The organism is Celeribacter sp. HF31 (genome assembly GCF_011806455.1).
In the GTDB taxonomy this organism is placed as follows: Bacteria; Pseudomonadota; Alphaproteobacteria; order Rhodobacterales; family Rhodobacteraceae; genus Celeribacter.
In genome coordinates this window covers 313,164-331,160 of sequence record NZ_JAATOT010000004.1, presented here as the reverse complement: position 1 = coordinate 331,160, position 17,997 = coordinate 313,164, and the positions used below count along the sequence as shown (strand labels likewise).

The following is a 17,997-nucleotide window of genomic DNA, read 5'->3' as shown; positions in this document are numbered from 1 at the left end:
GTGAAATTACCTCTCAACATATGATAGATTATGCCGCTTCGAGGAGGAAGATATGCAGACACAAGTTCTTGGAAAACCGGATATCGAGGCCTTCTGGGAGGCCTTGGCTCATTGCCTCTCTCCAACCGACCTCATCAGCGGCGAAGATGTCTCGGAAACGGATATCAAGGACTGGAGCGCAGAGATTCCCGGGCGACCCATCGGCCTCGCCCTGCCGCGCAGCACACAAGAGGTCTCCGAGGTTTTGTCGCTGTGCAATCGCCACAACATCCCGGTTGTGCCTCAGGGCGGGCGTACGGGTCTCGCTGGCGGTGCGGTGGCCAGCGATGGAGCTTTGCTTTTGTCACTCGCACGCATGAGTGGCATTGAAGAGATCGACACCGCCTCCGCCACCGCGACGGTTCTTGCCGGAACGCCCTTGCAAACCATTCAGGAAGCCGCCGAGGCGGAAGGAATGATGTTCGGCCTCGACCTCGGCCCGCGCGGTTCATGTCAGATCGGCGGCAACATCTCGACCAATGCGGGCGGCAATCGTGTGATTCGCTACGGCATGACCCGCGATTTGGTGCTAGGCCTTGAGGTGGTTCTAGCGGACGGGCGCATCCTGTCGATGCTCAACCAGATGCCAAAGAACAACGCCGCACTGGACCTGAAGCCCCTGTTCATTGGCAGCGAAGGCACGCTTGGGGTCATCACACGGGCCGTGCTGAAACTGCATCCGGGGATTGCCGGCGCGAATACCGCTCTGGTCGCCCTTCCCGATTTCGAGGCTGCTCTGGCCCTTTTGGGTCATGCCCGACGTATGCTCTCCGACCGCGTCAGCGCCTTCGAAGTGATGTGGTCGGATTATTTCGATGCAGTGCTCAAAATCACAGGCCTGCGTGCCCCGCTTGAATCCAAGGCGCCGCTTTACGCCCTCATCGATATGCAAGGGCCCGATCCGGATAAGGAAAACGACCTGTTTCACGACATGCTCGGAGAGGCGATGGAGCAAGGCTGGATTCTCGACGCAGCTCTGGCACAATCGCAAAAAGACGCGCTTGATCTCTGGGCCTTGCGCGATGGCGTGACAGAACTGTTGATGACCTGTCGGCCGACGATCAATTTCGATGTTTCCGTGCCAATTGCCAAAATCGGTGAGTGTGTCGCACACATGCGCGCAGCACTTGAGACCGACTTCCCGGATATGAACCGCTTTTTCTTCGGACACATCGGCGACAGCAACATTCACCTCGTCACGGGTCCCTTGCCAGCGGATCCAAGTGTCGAACACCGGATCGAGTCCCTCGTGTACGAAATCGTTCGAAACTTTTCCGGCAGCGTCTCCGCCGAGCATGGCATCGGGTTGCACAAAAAACCCTGGCTTAAATACAGCCGCAGCGATGAGGAACTGACCTTGTTGCGCGAATTGAAGCAAACCCTTGATCCAAAGAGAATCCTCAATCCCGGCAAGGTGCTTTAAACGTCTCGGTCGCCAAGGAAGCCAAGTTCACGGCTGATTTCGGCGGCCGTGGCCTTGACCACCGGGATCAAGGCCTCCATGCGATCTTGCTGCATGTATTCAAGCGTCGAAGACACACTGATTGCCGCGACGATACGCCCCGTCGCATCCCGCAGGGGCGCAGCAACACAACGGATTTGGTGTTCGTCCTCCCCAAGATCATAAGCATATCCACCGTCTTGATATGACCGCATCCGCGCGAACCATTCCGTCGCTGGTGTTTTGACCTTCATAAGATGACGGTCTCTTTTGAACAGACGCCGCAAATCTTCTTCAGGAGTGTCCAGCAACAAAGCCTTGCCCACCCCCGTCGAGACGGCAGGCTTTCGGCCTCCGATCCGCGACGTGATCTCGATCGGGCGGCGGCTTTGCAGCTTGTCCAGATAGATCACTTCACCATCTTCCAGCCTTGCCAGATGCACTGTATCGGAAGTTGCCTGCGCCAGTTTTGCAAGAGAGGGTTTCGCGATCTTGGTGACATCGGCCTGATGATAGCCTGCAAAACCCAACTCGACGATTTTCGGTCCCAACCCATAGGTTCGGTTGTCCACCTGTCGCAAATATCGAACTTCGGTGAGAGCAGACACAACACGATGTGCCGTCTGATAGGTGACACCGGTCGCTTCGGCGATCTCGGGAATGCTGCGCGGCATATGTGCCACACATTCAAGAACAGAAAGGCCGCGAAGCAAGGTCTGACTATTGGCAGGTTTGGTAGGTTTGCTCATTCACATCACACAGAGAACCAAAGGCTATTTTAGCGGTCAACCGCGATACTATCCGAGGATCTTCTATTCTTCTATCTCTTGTTGCTCATGTAGGTAGGCGCATAGGCCTTATTTTGGCGGGAGGCGAAAGTGTAAATTGCGGTTTCTGGCGAAACATCCAACGGGTTAATCATTTTTCCCCAAGAATTTCGCAAGGTGTTTGGGGCGTTGTCACACCATCTACTTCCGATTGCCCGGTCCGCGATTTGAAGGTAGCCGGTGCTGATGCAGACACCGTCAATCAGCTATAAGCGCGACAAGCGGGCCGCGAAACAGGTGCTGCTCCGCCTGATCAAATGTCACAGGCTGCCCAAACGGATCATTACCGACAAGCTCCGTTCCTATGGGGCGGCCAAACGGGAAGTGGCGCCAGGCCTTGATCATTGCGCGCACAAGGGCCTCAACAATCGCGCCGAGAATAGCCACCTGCCATTTCGCAAGCGAGAACGAGCGATGCAAAGCTTCCGGCCACCGAACGGATTAAAGCGGTTCGTGTCAGTTCATTCCGCCATCCGAAATTGTTTTACCCTTCCATCCAGACGCCGTGCCGCCTTGACTATACGATATCACCGAAGGCTCAAAGCCTGGGTAACCACAGCCGACATAGCCTGAACCAGCAGAAACCGGCCGCTCTTGCAAGCCGCAAAAGTTAACGTGACAACACCGCTGGCCGCTCTGCACGCTCCGCCACGGCACTTATTTTCTTGCTGCAGACGCCGGATCTAGACCTGACGTTTTGCTTTAAGCGGCTCGGCCGGAAGGGTTCAAAGCTTAAATTTTGGGCGTCAGATTAATTTTCAAATGATAAACGGACAATAATCTTTGAGTGTTCTCATTTTGATATGCTATTTGTTTGTACACAAACAAATTTGATTCTGACGCACAGGACCACACATGACACAGATCGACCAAGTAGACATTGCAGTGATCGGCGCAGGCCTCGGGGGAGCTGCGGCCGCGGCTCTTCTTCTCAACGCAGGTTTTTCCGTTCACACCTTCGAGCAGGCTCCGGAATTCACTCGTCTCGGCGCAGGTATCCATATCGGACCGAACGTGATGAAAATCTTCCGCCAGATCGGGCTTGAGAAACGACTCGAAGAGATTGGCTCCCACCCGGATTTCTGGTTCTCTCGCGATGGCCTCACCGGCGATTATCTGTCGAAAATCCCCTTGGGCGATTACGCCAAAAAGGAATACGGCGCCTCCTACATCACCATTCACCGGGGCGACCTGCATGCCGAACAGATCAACGCCCTGCCCCAAGATACGGTGCATTTCGACCATCGCCTGACCGACATCGAAGAACGCGACAGTGACGTTCTTTTGACCTTCGCCAATGGAAACAAGGTTGCAGCGAAACTTGTCGTCGGGGCCGATGGCATCAACTCAATGATCCGCGAGAAACTTCTGGGCGTCGAAAAACCGCGTTACAGCGGCTGGATCGGACACCGGGCGCTGGTCAACATGGACAAGCTGCGCGCCTCCGGCGTCGATCTTGAGCCCTGCGTGAAATGGTGGTGGGAACAGTCCCGTCACATCATGACCTACGCCACGAAAAACGATCAATCTGAGCATTACTATGTGACCGGCGTGCCTGTGGACAGTTGGGATCACGAAGCAAGTTTTGTCGACAGCTCCCGCGAAGAGATGGAAGCGATCTTTGGCAGCTCGCACCCCGTCGTGCAGGCGCTGATCGACGCGACAGAGACCGTCACAAAATGGCCGTTCTGGAACCGCGATGTGATGAACCTCTGGAGCCAAGGGCGCCTTGTCATGCTGGGCGATGCCTGCCACCCGATGCGCCCGCATATGGCCCAAGGCGCCTGCATGGCGATCGAAGATGCCGCCGTTCTGACCCGCGCGCTGTCGATCTCCGGTATGGAAGATTATGCCTCTGCATTCAAAACCTACGAGGCGACCCGCCACTCCCGGGCCACCAAAGTGCAGACGATCTCCAACGCCAACACCTGGCTCAAGGAGCCGGAAGATCCGGCTTGGGTTTACGCCTATGACCCGATGACGGCGGACCTCGCCTGATATGAAAACGGCCCCCGCGGGGGCCGTTTTTTAATTACGTCAAAGTTTCGGGCGGCGCATCTGGAACAGCCTATCTATGGTGGCGAAATCCTGATAGCCGAGCCGCGTCAAAGGCTTGTAGCGCAAGACATCGAACCGCCCCTCTTCACTCAGACAGTCGTCGCGCAAATGAATTGCCTCGACGCGGGCGAGGATCATCAGGTTGCCGTCGCCTTCAAGATCAATAGATTGGGTCAGTCGACACTCCAGCGCGGCGGGAGCGTCGGCCAGACGCGGACAGTTGATGGTCTCGCAGTCAGCCGCGTTCAGCCCCAATGTCTCGAATTCGCTTTGATCCGCCGGATAGCCCGCCGAAGAGGCATTGAGCGCCTCGCGATCCTCAAACCCCGCAATATTGATGCAAAACACGCCAGTCTCGACGATGTGGCTGTAACTGTCCTTACCCTTGTCCCGATCCGGCTTACCGCCGATGGAAGAGACGATCACCTGCGGCGGAGTGTAGGCCACTGCGTTGAAAAACGAATACGGCGCGAGGTTCGTGGTGCCCGCGGCCCCACGCGTCGAAATCCACGCAATGGGGCGTGGCGAGACAATCGCGGCGAACGGGTCTCTTGGCAGGCCGGAACCGTCTTTCGTCAGGTAAAACATCGCTTACTCCTATGCAAAAAGGGAAGGCCATTGCCTTCCCCATCCATTTCGCAGCACCAAGGTGAGGTCAAAGGCTTTTGAGCCAGTCCAGAATATCCGCACTGTCAGTGACGTCACCGTATTTCTGATCCATGTCGTAGAGGTTCGCCTCATGCGGCGCCTCGGCCCGATCCGCGCAGCAATCGCGGGGGATCAGCACGTTATACCCCGACTGCACCGCATCTACGACGGTTGCACGCACACATCCCGAAGTCGTCGCGCCGGTCACGACAACCGTGTCGACATTCGCGCCAGTGAGAAGAGCGCTCAGGGTCGACCCAAAAAAAGACGATGCCCCCTTCTTCGTGACAATCGCGTCCTCGGGTTGAATGCCCGTCGCAGCGTCAATTTCGACAAGCCGTGTGCCCTCGATCAGCGCCCGCATCCCGGTGGCCTTCTTGAGCCAAGGCAGCTTGTCCAGTTCGCCAGGATGGTAAGCGATGGTGGTGAAAATCACTGGAAAGCCTTTGGCACGGGCCAGATCACAAATCTCTTTGGTCTTCGCCATCTGCGTGACAGCGTCAGAGGCCGTAGGGTATTGCAGATCGGTGAACCCGTATGAGAAATCCACGACCACAATGCCGGGACACATGCCACGCGGCACGGAGACGCCAAAGCCCGCGGCCTTATAGGTGTCTGACTGGGACATTCTGTGCTCCTTTGAAATAAAAATGGGGCGACCACAAAGAGGTAAGGAACAGGCCGCCCCGGATGCGCTTGAGACCGGGGAAGCCTCAGCCGCGCTCCATCTGAATCTCTTTCACCACGATATCGCCGTCGATGACGATGGCTTCGTCATCGAGGAAGAGCGAACAATTGCGCATCGGGATGTCGAGGTGACAGGCGGTGTCGTTCGGTCCGCCCAGCTCATTGTTCGGACCGGTAGAGAACATGACGTTGCCGTAGAAACTGCGCGGCTCCATGCCCATGCCGCCCGGGAAAGCCCCCGGCACCATGTTGTGCCACTTGGCATTCGGGTTCATGCCCCAGCCAACGTGGCTCATGCCAAGCCCACGCGGGTCGTTAAACGCATCCATGTAGGACTTCACCAGCTCGGCATCGAGACCACCACGCATGTCGGTGATCCAGCCCTTTTCAATCGTGTAGGTGATCGGCGTGTTCACATAGGTGTTCTGCGGCAGAAGCACATCGCCCGGCGCCACAACGATGGTGCCGTCCACCCCGTCGTCATCACCGCCGGTAAAGACAAAGCCAGACGGCCAGTGATCCCAGCGCCCCGGCTCATCGGTACAGGCATATTCCGTCACCGCCGGGTAGGTGTTGAGCTTATAGGTCACATCGGTGCCATGCGGCGAGGTGATGCGCATAACCTTGGCCTTGGACAGCATCTCGCCCGCGATGGTCACTTTCTCGCGAATCTCTTGCGTCGGGAGCATCCGAGCCAGAAGTTCCGGCGGCTCGACGGCGGTCAGGATACGGGTGCCCGCAGCCTGAATGGCGAATTGCTCCGGCGAGAACAACAGGAAGATACAATCGATCAGCATGTCGCAATTCTTAAGCGCCTCGACCGCATCGGGCATAGCGGCAAGCCCCGTCTGACCAACAGCCCATTCGCCAATGATGGCAGGTGCAGGCAGGCGCATATGGTACATATTTGCACCCAGCATACGACCGGCGGCCATGAAGGCGTCGGCATAATCGAGACGCTCGTTGCCCTGAGTGAGAACGATGAGCCGCTCGTCTTTTTGCACGCCCGACATCTTCAGCTGATGCAGGCAGATCTCCGTGAAACTCGCGTGATCCATATCTGTTTTCCCTGTTGTGTTCTGTGGTCGGTCTTAAGCTTTGAAATCCATGACGGCCTTAAGGAAGCCTTCAAGATCATCCCATGGGATCATGTGCCCAGCACCTTCCACCGTGCGGACCTCCATGGAGGGCAAAAGCGCCTTCAGTTCAGCCTCGTCTTCGTCCTGAATGACCGGCGCGCCGCCTGCGATCACCAACCGGGTCGGCACAGTGAGTTTCGGAACGTCTGCGTGGATGTCATCGGTGTGGAACCCGTCATAAGCGGTACGGATCGCACCCCAGTGGCAGGTGTGCAGCCATTCGGCCCGCAGTGCACATTGTTCGTCGGTCCATGTCGGGCAATAGGCTTTCATGTCCTCCGCCGAACAGCCTTTCACAGCCATATTGATCGAGTCACCATACCAAGCCCAGGGCGACGGATACGGGCGACGGTTCGGGCCGGAGACCGGCGGATCGACCAGAATGGCGCCTTTGAACACCTCAGGCTTCGTCGCCACGGCACGGATCGCGGTGCGCGCGCCCATGGAATGCCCCAGGACAATCGGTCGGTCCATCTGCTCGGCCAACGCCACCGCATCGGCGGCCATGGCATCAAGGGTGTAGTCCAGGTCTCCCGTCTCGCTCAGCCCGCGACCGCGCACGTCGAGGACATGGACGTCGAAGGCCTCGGCCAGACGTTCGGCGACAAAGCCCCATGTGATTGCCGGAGACGTGATGCCGGGGATCAGGAGCATTTGCGGCCCCTTCCCCTCATAGCGGATCAGGTGATTGCGAATGCCGTTTGCCCGAATATTATATCCGTATGCCATGCTCTTACCCCCTCAATACGCGCCAGACAAAAGCGTGCCGCCACCCGGCACGCGGGTGTCGAGATCGAGCGCCTTGAGCATCTGCCAAGTGGTGGCGATGGCTGCGGTCAGAACCGGCTTGCCGGTGATCGCTTCGGCCATCGACACAGCGGGCAGCGAGGGCATTTGAACGCAGGCCGAGAGCACCACTGCATCAACATCGTCGGTTTTCAGACCCTTGACGATCTCCGGCAGGTTCATCGGATCATGTGCGGCCACATCGAGGTTGTCCTGAATTTCGAGTGCGATGTAATCGCTGACCTCGATACCTTCATTGCGGATATACTCGACCACCATCTCGGTCAGCGGCTTCATATATGGCGCGACCAGAGCGATTTTCTTTGCGCCAAGGGCCCGGACGCCTTCCACGAGAGCGCCCGCCGAGGTGACGACCGGAGCGGGGCCGCCATTCTCGGCAGCCACACCCGCGAGGCGCGGCCCGGACACACAGTGATAGCCCTTGCCCATGGACATGATCGCCACGAGACAGGCGTAGCCCATGACATCGACTTTGGCGTCTGAAAGCTCAAGTGCGCAGCGGTCGCTGTCAGCGTCCATCTTCGCCAACTCTTCCTTGGTCACATGCTTCATCCGCATACGCGCGGAGTGAAAGGTAAACCGCTCGGGCGCCACGGTCTCGCGCGCTTTTAGGAGCGCGGGGATTTCCGTCTCCATGGTGATGTTGGAGCTGGGCACGATCTGCCCGATGCGAAAGGTCTTCATGATTCTCGTCCTTGAGTGTGCGTTGTCTCAAGGCGTAATTCCAATTTCGTATAATTACAAGTCTGAATAATTATTCGCGCAGGACAGAACCGGCAGAAATTCGACAAATGTCTAGGGAAGCGGCGCGCGCAGACCGGCTGACAGAAAGGCTGTCAGGTGATCAAGCATATCGCCCTGCCCGACCTCGCCGATCTGACCGTCAGTCAGATCGTTCAAACGCCCAAGATCACTCAACATGAACATGTAGGTGCCGACGAGAAAGGCCATGCGGATCGAGATAACCTCTTGCGGGATCTCCGGGAGCGCGTCGCAAAGCGCCGCGATATAGCGTTTGACCGAGGCATCATAAACCTCGCTGCGCAGATGCAGCGCATGCTCATCAAGCTCAGAGTGCAGTCGGGCTTGCAAGCGCACAAAAGCCGCGCCACTCGGCCCGGAATACTTCATATCCCATTGAGGTTTCAAATAATTTTTAACGATCTCCTCAACTGTCGGCGCACCACCCGCAGACAAAAGCCGATCCAGAAGCACATGGCGCGCACCGGAAATCACAGAGCCGCGCCGCCGTACGACCTCGTCGAACAGATCTTGCTTGGAGCCGAAATAATAGCGCACCAGCGCCTGATTGACACCCGCTTCAGAGGCGATGTCACGTACCTTAGCCCCATTGAACCCAACCTCGGAAAAGATCAGCTCCGCCTTGTCGAGGATGACATCGCGCAGTTCCACCCCTTCTTTCGGGCGTCCAGGCTTGCGGCGTGCTTTCAGCTCTGATCTCTCGGACATATCTTTACCCCGGCTGCCAAATCCAATCTTTTGGTTCTGACAGCCGTGACGCAAAAGCTCAAGCTCATATATTATTCCAATTAATAATTATGTCGCTTTATTGGTGCTCGCTTCAGATCCACCACGCAGCCTTACCCAAGCCCACTTCAACAGCGGCAAAGATATAAGAACGACACAGATCGCGATCAGTACGGCCGAGATCGGTCGCTCCAGAAAGATAGACCAAGAGCCCCGACTGATCATCAGACTACGGCGCAGGTTTTCCTCGAGGATCGGCCCCAAGATCAGACCAAACGCCAACGGCGTGACCGGAAGGCTGAGGCGCGAGAACACAAAGCCCACCACCCCGAAGGCGATCATCACATAGACATCGTTCATGTCATTGCGGATCGCGAAGGCGCCGATCACGCAGAAGACCGCGATGAATACATACATGAGCTGCGGCGGTATTTTCGTCACCAAAACAGCGGCGCGGATCATGCCGAGCCCCAGGACCAGCGTGAAGATGAGCGCCAAAAATACGGAGACGTAGATCCAGGACACGAACGTCGGATTGTTGGCGAACAATAGCGGCCCGGGCGTCAGCCCATGCACCATAAGCGCGCCCATCAACACTGCTGTGATTGTGTCCCCCGGCACACCAAGCGCGATAAGAGGGATGAGAGAGCCACCAACAGAAGCGCTATTCGCCGCCTCGGGCGCAACAAGTCCGTCCGGATGCCCAGTGCCAAATTTCTCCGGTTCTTTTGAGAGACGACGCTCCTGCGCATAGGCGATCGAGACCGCAACCGCAGAGCCCGCCGCCGGGATTGCCCCGATAAAGGTCCCGATCACAGAGCCGCGCAGCATGACTTTCCAACGCGAGGTCAACTCATGCAGGGGCAAAAGCACTTTGCCGATCTGGGGGCGCACCTTGGGCGTGCCGCCAAACCCCACAAGGTTTTGCAAGATCTCACCTAGTCCGAACAGACCGATGATCACCGGGATCAGGTTTAGTCCGGATTGCAAAACCGGCGTATTGAGCGTCATGCGCTGCGCATCTGTGAGCGCATCGAAGCCGATCATGCCCAAAACAACACCGATAAAACCGACGACAGAGGCCACAAGAGTGGAGCCATTGGACGCAAAGGAGAGCATGACAATACCGAACAGCGCGACGGCGGCAAATTCAGGACTGCGGAAATTGGTCGCAAAACCCGCGAGCACCGGTGCCAGTAGCACAAGCATCGCCAGCCCCACCATGCCGCCGACCGTCGAGGCGACCAGCGCGAAATTGAGCGCATGCCCCGCTTTGCCTTTTTGCGCCATAGGATACCCGTCGACTTGCGTGAAAATCGAGGCGGGTGTGCCGGGGAGTTTCATCAAAATCGCGGAGATCGAGCCGCCGTAGACGCTCGACATGAAAACCGCAATCAGGAAGAGGATCGCGACACCAGGTTCCATCGTGAAGGTCACCGGCATCAGGATTGCCAGCGCCATGGTTGAGGAAATCCCCGGAATTGCGCCGAGCACGAGACCGAGCACCGTGCCCAGAGCCACCAAGCCTAACATCATGGGGCTGGAAATGAATCCGATCAGAACATCGGCAAAAGAGGAGAGTAGCATGAGAGGAACCGATCAGGCAGGAAGTGGAAGAGTTAGAAGGCGCACGAAGATCAGATTGACGAACAAGGCGGCGCCAGCACCGAACAAGAGTGCCTCGACCACATGGCGCAGCGCATGGCCGCGCACGACCGTCAAAAGACCGTAAATCCAAACCATGGAGAACAGAGCAACGGCGAAGGTCGTCCCCAACGTGCGCATCGCCGTCGGCATCAAGAGAAGCGAGGCCACAAAGGCAATCGACAAGGTCCAGGCCCGCGCGATTTCGACCAGGCGATAGGTCGGCGTGAAGGTCACACCATGCTCACGAAAGCCCCAAAGCCCCAAAACGAACAACAGCCCGCCCGCAATCACGAGCACCCAAAGACACAGGCCGATCAAAAAGAACGGACCAGGATCTCCCGGCATCGACATGCCCGAGTACATGTTCCGGCTTTGCCGCAACACGAGCCAGCCGATCCCGGCAAGCAGCAGGAAAAACAGACCGACAGCGAGGGTCTTGCGTGCGGATCCATCAATAGGCGGGGTCATATCGGGCTCCTTGGGGCTCACCTGGGAGAGATCGGGGCGGACAAACCGCCCCGAGCAAATATCAGTGAAAATCTCAGTCGCGCTTCAGCTCGGGCGCAACCAGCCCGGCCTTGTCGAGAAGCGGATAAACAAGCGCTTCCTGCTTTGCGAGTTCAACTGCGGTATCGTCAGCCCCGAGCGGACGCAGCACCATACCATTTTTGTCCGCAGCAGCCTTGAAACCTTCGCTGTTGACGGCAGCCAGAAGACCTTCTTCGAGTTTGCTCCGCACATCCGCGGGGATGCCTTTGGGAGCGACCATCATGACGAAATCATTCACCACGATATCATAGCCCTGTTCCTTGAAGGTCGGCACATCCGGGAGTTTCGGGTGACGATTCTCAGAAGCCACGCCAAGCACATTCACGGTGCCCGCAAGCGCGTGCTCCAGAACGGGCGGGATCGGCAAGGTCGCGGTCTGGACCTCTTCGGTCAAAAGCGCTGTGACGGTTGGCGCGTGCCCCGGATAAGGCAGCTTCATCATCTCGACGCCGAGCGCCTCAGGAATGACTTCCGCAAAGATAAAGGAGTTGCCACCCTGCGGGTCATTGCCATTCATCAAGGCCATCGGGTCTTTCTTCATCGCCTCGACATAGCCCTCAAGCGTATCGATGCCGGTGGAGGCGGAGATCTCAAGCGCGCCGGGCTCGTCACTGACGTAAACCAGCGGATCGAGACCGTCGAGTTTAGGCGCATTGGTGTTCATGTAGGATTGCGACACGGCATGCAGCCCCATCACACCGATGGTGTAGCCGTCGGGTTTGGCATCTACGATGTGACGCATGCCGGTGGAGCCGCCCGCGCCGGTGACATTGTCGACCACGACGGCGGTGTCCATAATGCTCGAAAGCTCGTGTCCGATCAGACGGGCCACAAGATCGTGACCGCCGCCCGCCGGCCAGACCACAGTGATGTGGATCGGCTCGCTCGGATAGGCATCTTCAGCCATGGCGGAGCCGAAAGGCAGCGCGGTCGCGGCAGTCAGGCAAAAGGCGGATGTAAGGAGATGGCGTCGTTTCATGGGATCCCTGTTGCTTTCTTAAGTGTAGCAGTTGCGAGCAGGCAAAGCCTACCCGGTCGCGGCCCGCATCACGCGGATCGCAGCGTTGGTTTGAGTTTATTTCGGCCCTTGAAGGCAGTGCGATTATCGTCCGGAGTTCTCAGCCCTTTGCGGGTCTTTTGCTCCTTTGCAGACTTAGAAAAGCGCAGACGGCATTGTTTGTATAGAAACAAATTATTCCACTGAATAATTTCTCCTTCCCTTTCCCGTTGCCCCGTGTTTTTGCCCATTTATTGAGCATGTAAATTGAATTACAGGCACATGTCATTACAAATCGAGCGTGACATCCCCCTCGGGAACAGAGCAGCAGAGGAAGATTTTCCCCTCCTCAGGCGAATCGATGAGGTCTTCCGTATACGCAACATCTCCACTGAGCTTGCGACAGGCGCATGTGCCACATATACCGGCCCGGCATTCAAATTCGGGCGTCAGACCTTGTGCTTCGGCGAGCTCCAAAAGGCTTTCACTCGTACCATCCCAAGCCACATCAAAGCCGGATTTGGCAAAGTGCACGACAGGACCGGCAACCAGCGCCCCAGCCCCGCCTCCGCCCTCAACAGGCGCGAGCGAAACGGGCGCCTCATTTTTCACCAAAGGCGCAGCACCGCCAAACGTCTCCTGATGAATTTCCGCATCCGGCACACCGAGAGACACCAAAGCCGCTCGCATGGCGGACATGAAACCATCCGGCCCGCAGAGATAGACGTGATAGGCGTCGAGAGGCAAAAGCTCGCGCAAGACCTCACGAGACAGAAGCCCGACACCCTGACACCGCCCGTCAGCGACATCCGCCTCCGCCCCTTCAGCGTAAGCCGCATAGGCCTGCACATTGGGCGCGCGCGCCGCCATCTCCGCGACCTCATCGGCAAAGCTGTGCTCTGCTGCCGACAGGCAAGCATGGACGAAATAGACGGGCCGCTCCGGCTGGCGTGTCAGCACGGAAAGCATCGACAGCGCCGGCGTGATCCCGATCCCGCCCGTGAGAAGCAAAACAGGCCGCGCGTCATCGGCCAGAACAAACTTGCCGCGCGGACGCTCCGCCGGGATGCGCGCACCAACTTGCACCGCATGCAAGAACCGCGAGCCGCCCTTGCCATTCGGTTCAATCTTGACGCTGATCCGATAACCATTGTGATCGGCGGGATCTGAGGAGATTGTATAGGTCGCAAGCTTGCGCTCAGGCAGATCAAGCCGCAGCGGCAAGTGCTGGCCCGCCAGGAAAGGCTGAAACACGCCCTCCACGACATTGAGCCGCAATGAGATCACGTTCTGACTTTCCTGAACTCGTTCAGCCACTTCGAGCATCATCGGTGCATTAGTCATTTGCGCCTCCCTGCGGCAAACCAAGCGCCGCCATTTCATCGCGCAGGAACTGCGCAATCGCAGCGTTCTGGCCAATGAGCGAGAATTTCGCCCCATCGCCATAGTCGGTGAGGTTGATCATCTCGGTGGTGATCACAGCAAGACGGCTTTCCGGCGTTTCAGCATGATGCTTCAGCACCTTGCGCGCCACGTGCTTACAGGGTTCAAGCCGCCATGCCTCCCAAGGCGAATGCCATTCATCAGGGTCCGGGCGCGTGAAAGGATAAAGGATCGCGCGGCCAAACTGACCCTCGCGTGCCCGTTGATGAGGATCGTCGGGCACGCCCGCCGCGCCGTTGGAACTGTCATGTTTGGACCAGAGGTTGCGCGGACCGGACGGGGTCACCGAACGCAATTGGAACCAACGCACCAACCCGGCGTCGAGCCACTGATCCACCAGATTGCCCGCCTCATACGGGTCAAGCACAACCCGCCCGGCGGCCACATCTTCGCGAATTCCGGAGACATCCAGCTCCGCATCATCCCCCATCTTGAAAAGCATGTGCGAGTAATCGAGCGTGAGGTTGAACGGGATGCCCAGCTTGTCAGCAGCTTCGGCCACGATGGCAACGCGGCGCGGGTCTTCACTCCACATGTTCACATGCAACTCGAAACAGGGCTCGATGCCGATTTCTTGCCCTAGCTCCCAGGCGTCAGCCCAGGCACGAATGACCTCTTCATCCGTGACCCAGCGCTTTTCGTCGTGCCAGTTGTAGACCATCATATTGTGGAATTTGGCCCCCACCTTCACCGCGCGCTCCATATTGCGACGCAGCGCAGACAGATAGCCCTCTCCCAGCGCATAAACACCGCTGGCGGTGGTCACGGGGAGAGTGTTGGCAGCGCTCAGTTCGAGAAAGGTCTCGACCTCACCCACCATCGGGAGACGATCAAAGAAATCGAACACACCGGCGCTTGCGACCATGGCAAACTGTTCGGAGAGCGGCGGCTCGGAGAATGTGACGGGGCGTTCGGGCGAGGAGGCTTGAGCTCCGCGACCGTTACAGCCAATCAGGAGAGGCGTCATAGTCTTGCTTTCGGAATAAGGCGCCGGGGGACGAGCCCCCGGCGGATCGCTCAGTCGTGATAGACGAAGGAGGGGTTCGGTTCGGCCGACGCATCGACCGTACGCTCACGCTCCAGCATCTCATTGATGCGTTTGCGGTAGACCATCGGCCCGCGGTCAATGGCAATGCGGATCGGACGGCGCTTGAGCGGCGCCTTCTCTTCGGCATGAACAGCTTCGAGAATTTCTTTGTCTTCCGAGAAGGCGACGCGGAACATCGCATCGATCTTTTGCGAAGCCTCTTCGGTTTCAACGGCCGTGTTGCGCAGGTGCATCCAACGGTCGATGGTGTAATCCTCCGTCACTGGCGTCATGAAATGCAGCGCGAAGATGCGGTTGCCGTCATCGAGATTGTCTTCGGTGATCCCGGCCGCCACATCGGCGGAGCCGAAATCGATCACGGCGATCGAGGGCTGATAGAGATGGTAATAGTGCCAACGGTCGACATTGCCTTTGAAATCCCCGAACGCCTTGAAAAAGCCAATCGGCTCGGCATCGCGGATCCAGCGCCACGCGGTGATCGCCTCGCCTTCGGTCGAGACATGAACCGGGATATTCTCCGAGGCGGAGTTGCCCAAAGTGGTCGGATGCACAAAGCTAACGTGCGCCGGGTCGACGAGGTTTTCCGCCACGTTCAGATAGTTTGACTCGAGATGCAGCGCATCGCCGTGATGGGCGTGCCATTTCGGGTCAGTGAACTGCGGCATGTCGAAAATGTCGTCGGTGTTGGCGCGATGCGCGTCGCCCATCCAGATCCAGACGATGCCGTGACGCTCAAACGTCGGGTAGGCATCGACATAGGCCGAGGCCGGGATCTTGTCCTGGCCCGGCACACGGGTGCATTTACCGTCCGCGCCAAAGGTAAGACCGTGATACCCGCATTGCACCGTATCACCGATACGTTTGCCCTTGGACAGCGGCAGAAGGCGGTGCGGACAGCGATCTTCGAGCGCGGCCACGGTGCCATCGGTGCGGCGGAACAAAAGCACCGGATCGCCCAGGATCGTAAAGCGGCGCAGCTCGTCGTCAATCTCGGTAGACCACGCGGCGACATACCACGCATTGCGGACCAAAGTCGTCATATCAAATTCCCTTTTAGCTGGCGTGTGCGTTAGATCAATTAGTGCGTACTAAAAGTAATTTGATCCAGATCAAATTTGGGGATTTGAGGATTTTCGCGATATTTCGGTATTTTTTACGGTAAATTTCACCATATATGCGCAATATTTGTGCGAATGTGGCGCAAATCGAAAAGGCGAGAAACAGCGCGATGGGTTTCGGATGGATGAAATTTTATATGAGTACGTATTTATTTTCGATCTTTACGACTCATCTGCGCCGCTCATCACCTTGCGCAGAAGCTCCATGAAAAGCGTTCGTTCAATCGGCGTCAGCGGGGCAAGCAACTCTTCGCCTGCGCGCAAGCTGACTGGCACATGGTCGGCCGCACAGGCTCGCCCCGCCTCGGTCAGCTCAATCACAGAGGCGCGTTGATCGTCCTTGCTGCGCGTCTTTTTGATCAGGCCGTCTTTTTCGAGCTTGCGCACCACGACGGTGGTGGTGGACGGATCCATCGAAGTTAGTCGCCCAAGATGGCTCTGCGCCACGGGGCCCACCTTAAGAAGCGTCACAAGCGCCACGAATTGCGTCACCGACAGGTTGGGTGTCAGAACCGCCTGCGTGAAAAGCTGCGCTCCGCGCTGATGGACGCGGCGCACCAATTGTGCCGGATGATTGCGTGGATCATAGGCATCTATGGCCTCCGCCATGTCTATTTTGGCCTCATCCATATTCTTTTGATCCATTGTCGTCGCTCAATCCTCTACGCAAATCTCAGCTAATTTTATCTAGCAACGCAAGCAACGTACGCCTTTCAGCCTCGGTCAAGGGCTTGAGCGTCTCTTCCGTAATGGACCTTACCACGGGCACACACTCTGCTATTAGCGCCTTTCCTGCCTCGGTCGCGCTCAAAAGATACCGCCGACGATCTTCCTTGTCCTTCTCGGTCACGATCAATCCCCGCGCCTCAAGTCGGTTCACGACCCCTTTCGTGGTCGCTGCATCCATCGCGACGGATCGCCCCAAAGCATTCTGAGATAGTGGAGCCTTCGATAACGCCAACCGGTAGAGCGTCGAGAACTGTTGAGGCGTCAAGCTGTCCATCCGCTCAGCAAAGATGGTCATATGACGTTGATGAGCCCTACGCAAAACGAAGCCCACCTGCTCATCCAGCACATAGTGCCCATGTGTGTTCCCAGTGTCCATTCGCCCTGACTTAAGTATGCAATTCTCGTTACGCAAAATGACGCCGAACTCGGCATTTAATACTACCTTTTAGCGACACGCCTTGCCAAACAATACCTCAACTCGAAAAACAACCAAATTTTGTACCGCCTTTGTCTCCCGGAGCCCAGAAACCGCATGCGAGGCCAACACTAGGTGTTCAGTCCCGGCATTTTGTGGATCGGATTTAGGATGAAACGATCTGACTCTGAAGTCCAGATTTTGCAGACGTATTCGTAGGGCATGAGACCATTGAGGGGCTTTGGCCTGCGTGCGACGCTGTAAGCGTCCATGAAGTCGGTGAGGTGCGTGCACAGCTGATAGTTGAGGTGCCTCCAGGCTTGTAGACGCTTTGCGTGGTAATTTTGAAAACTAAGCATCCGGCACAGACCACAAGTATATCGCTGGAATACGTGTGGTCAAACCAGAGATCCGTAAGAGGGGTAGAGTTGATCCGAACTCAACCCTACGGCCCTTCATACCCGCAACGCCGCCCCTCAGGATGGCTCCGACTGGCGCTATTTCGCCAGAACATCAAATTGGGTCACAAACCTGACGATCAGGTCGTTTTCGTGTGACGTTCAACATGAGGTGTGGAGCGTCACATGGAGTTGACCTAATAGGGGCAAAAAAGTGAGTCAAATCAGTGCGTGCCGTCACGTAATTCCGACCCAAACGTCAGGCATTTCTGCCCAGACTTGGCAAACCTCAGCGAATACATGCCTCACCTCCCGTGCCGTCGCATTTGTCAGTTCGCACGGCTCAGACTTAGGTCTTCTATCGACCGTCGATGATGGCCCCACGGGGAGAGCCCACCGAGGCTCATGTACGGGCGAGTATGCTTATGGTCATCGCGCCACGTGCCGATCAGAACCTGGGCCTGGCACAGCTTCGCAAAAAGGGGCTCGTTCATACGTTCATCCCAGTGCCTGCCCTAA

18 protein-coding genes and 2 pseudogenes are annotated in these 17,997 nt (G+C 57.3%); 3 read left to right on the top strand and 17 right to left on the bottom strand.

Annotated features, from left to right (window positions below; all coding sequences use genetic code 11):
• Nucleotides 1-52 precede the first annotated feature (52 nt).
• Nucleotides 53-1,462, top strand: a complete 1,410-nt coding sequence (locus tag HCZ23_RS10625; protein WP_167601692.1) for an FAD-binding oxidoreductase — start codon at nucleotides 53-55, stop codon at nucleotides 1,460-1,462.
• On the opposite strand, the gene HCZ23_RS10620 is transcribed toward HCZ23_RS10625, so the two are convergent.
• Nucleotides 1,459-2,229 carry an IclR family transcriptional regulator gene (locus HCZ23_RS10620; protein WP_167601691.1) on the bottom strand — a complete coding sequence of 257 codons (771 nt, stop codon included), beginning with the start codon at nucleotides 2,227-2,229 and terminating at the stop codon, nucleotides 1,459-1,461. The genes HCZ23_RS10625 and HCZ23_RS10620 overlap by 4 nt on opposite strands.
• Before the next feature lie 288 nt (nucleotides 2,230-2,517).
• Here HCZ23_RS10620 and HCZ23_RS10615 point away from each other — a divergent pair.
• Nucleotides 2,518-2,880 (top strand): annotated as a pseudogene (locus HCZ23_RS10615) (DDE-type integrase/transposase/recombinase); the annotation flags it as partial.
• 282 nt (nucleotides 2,881-3,162) lie between these two features.
• Nucleotides 3,163-4,305 carry an FAD-dependent monooxygenase gene (locus HCZ23_RS10610; protein WP_167601690.1) on the top strand — a complete coding sequence of 381 codons (1,143 nt, stop codon included), beginning with the start codon at nucleotides 3,163-3,165 and terminating at the stop codon, nucleotides 4,303-4,305.
• Between the two features lie 39 nt (nucleotides 4,306-4,344).
• Here the strand turns inward: HCZ23_RS10610 and HCZ23_RS10605 are convergent, their stop codons facing one another.
• The 16 genes and pseudogenes from HCZ23_RS10605 to HCZ23_RS18320 form a co-directional block, all read right to left on the bottom strand.
• A complete protein-coding gene (locus HCZ23_RS10605) occupies nucleotides 4,345-4,953 on the bottom strand; it encodes a flavin reductase family protein (protein ID WP_167601689.1) in 609 nt (202 codons plus the stop codon).
• 67 nt (nucleotides 4,954-5,020) lie between these two features.
• Complete coding sequence (locus tag HCZ23_RS10600; RefSeq protein WP_167601688.1) at nucleotides 5,021-5,641, bottom strand: isochorismatase family protein; 621 nt, start codon at nucleotides 5,639-5,641, stop codon at nucleotides 5,021-5,023.
• 85 nt (nucleotides 5,642-5,726) lie between these two features.
• A complete protein-coding gene (locus HCZ23_RS10595) occupies nucleotides 5,727-6,758 on the bottom strand; it encodes a leucyl aminopeptidase (RefSeq protein ID WP_167601687.1) in 1,032 nt (343 codons plus the stop codon).
• 33 nt (nucleotides 6,759-6,791) lie between these two features.
• Nucleotides 6,792-7,568, bottom strand: coding sequence for an alpha/beta fold hydrolase (locus HCZ23_RS10590; protein ID WP_167601686.1), 777 nt, complete (start codon nucleotides 7,566-7,568; stop codon nucleotides 6,792-6,794).
• 12 nt (nucleotides 7,569-7,580) lie between these two features.
• Complete coding sequence (locus HCZ23_RS10585; protein ID WP_167601879.1) at nucleotides 7,581-8,282, bottom strand: Asp/Glu racemase; 702 nt, start codon at nucleotides 8,280-8,282, stop codon at nucleotides 7,581-7,583.
• Nucleotides 8,283-8,441: 159 nt separating this feature from the next.
• A complete protein-coding gene (locus HCZ23_RS10580) occupies nucleotides 8,442-9,116 on the bottom strand; it encodes a TetR/AcrR family transcriptional regulator (protein WP_167601685.1) in 675 nt (224 codons plus the stop codon).
• 87 nt (nucleotides 9,117-9,203) lie between these two features.
• Nucleotides 9,204-10,670: a tripartite tricarboxylate transporter permease gene (locus tag HCZ23_RS10575; RefSeq protein WP_167601684.1), complete on the bottom strand. Its 1,467-nt coding sequence runs from the start codon at nucleotides 10,668-10,670 to the stop codon at nucleotides 9,204-9,206.
• Nucleotides 10,671-10,733: 63 nt separating this feature from the next.
• Nucleotides 10,734-11,249 (bottom strand): tripartite tricarboxylate transporter TctB family protein, encoded by a 516-nt coding sequence (locus tag HCZ23_RS10570; protein WP_167601683.1) that lies wholly within the window; start codon nucleotides 11,247-11,249, stop codon nucleotides 10,734-10,736.
• A gap of 73 nt (nucleotides 11,250-11,322) precedes the next feature.
• Complete coding sequence (locus HCZ23_RS10565) at nucleotides 11,323-12,309, bottom strand: tripartite tricarboxylate transporter substrate binding protein (RefSeq protein WP_167601682.1); 987 nt, start codon at nucleotides 12,307-12,309, stop codon at nucleotides 11,323-11,325.
• Nucleotides 12,310-12,615: 306 nt separating this feature from the next.
• Complete coding sequence (locus HCZ23_RS10560) at nucleotides 12,616-13,671, bottom strand: 2Fe-2S iron-sulfur cluster-binding protein (protein WP_167601681.1); 1,056 nt, start codon at nucleotides 13,669-13,671, stop codon at nucleotides 12,616-12,618.
• Nucleotides 13,664-14,737 carry a xylose isomerase gene (locus HCZ23_RS10555; RefSeq protein WP_167601680.1) on the bottom strand — a complete coding sequence of 358 codons (1,074 nt, stop codon included), beginning with the start codon at nucleotides 14,735-14,737 and terminating at the stop codon, nucleotides 13,664-13,666. Before HCZ23_RS10555 ends, HCZ23_RS10560 begins: the two co-directional genes overlap by 8 nt.
• A gap of 50 nt (nucleotides 14,738-14,787) precedes the next feature.
• Nucleotides 14,788-15,858: an aromatic ring-hydroxylating dioxygenase subunit alpha gene (locus HCZ23_RS10550; protein WP_167601679.1), complete on the bottom strand. Its 1,071-nt coding sequence runs from the start codon at nucleotides 15,856-15,858 to the stop codon at nucleotides 14,788-14,790.
• A gap of 240 nt (nucleotides 15,859-16,098) precedes the next feature.
• Nucleotides 16,099-16,581, bottom strand: coding sequence for a MarR family winged helix-turn-helix transcriptional regulator (locus tag HCZ23_RS10545; RefSeq protein ID WP_167601678.1), 483 nt, complete (start codon nucleotides 16,579-16,581; stop codon nucleotides 16,099-16,101).
• A gap of 28 nt (nucleotides 16,582-16,609) precedes the next feature.
• A complete protein-coding gene (locus HCZ23_RS10540; RefSeq protein WP_368487333.1) occupies nucleotides 16,610-17,011 on the bottom strand; it encodes a MarR family winged helix-turn-helix transcriptional regulator in 402 nt (133 codons plus the stop codon).
• Nucleotides 17,012-17,211: 200 nt separating this feature from the next.
• Nucleotides 17,212-17,379: pseudogene (locus HCZ23_RS18100) on the bottom strand (IS481 family transposase); the annotation flags it as partial.
• Nucleotides 17,380-17,807: 428 nt separating this feature from the next.
• Entirely contained in the window at nucleotides 17,808-17,972 is a 165-nt protein-coding gene (locus HCZ23_RS18320) for a hypothetical protein (RefSeq protein WP_368487332.1), read from the bottom strand.
• Nucleotides 17,973-17,997: the final 25 nt, after the last annotated feature.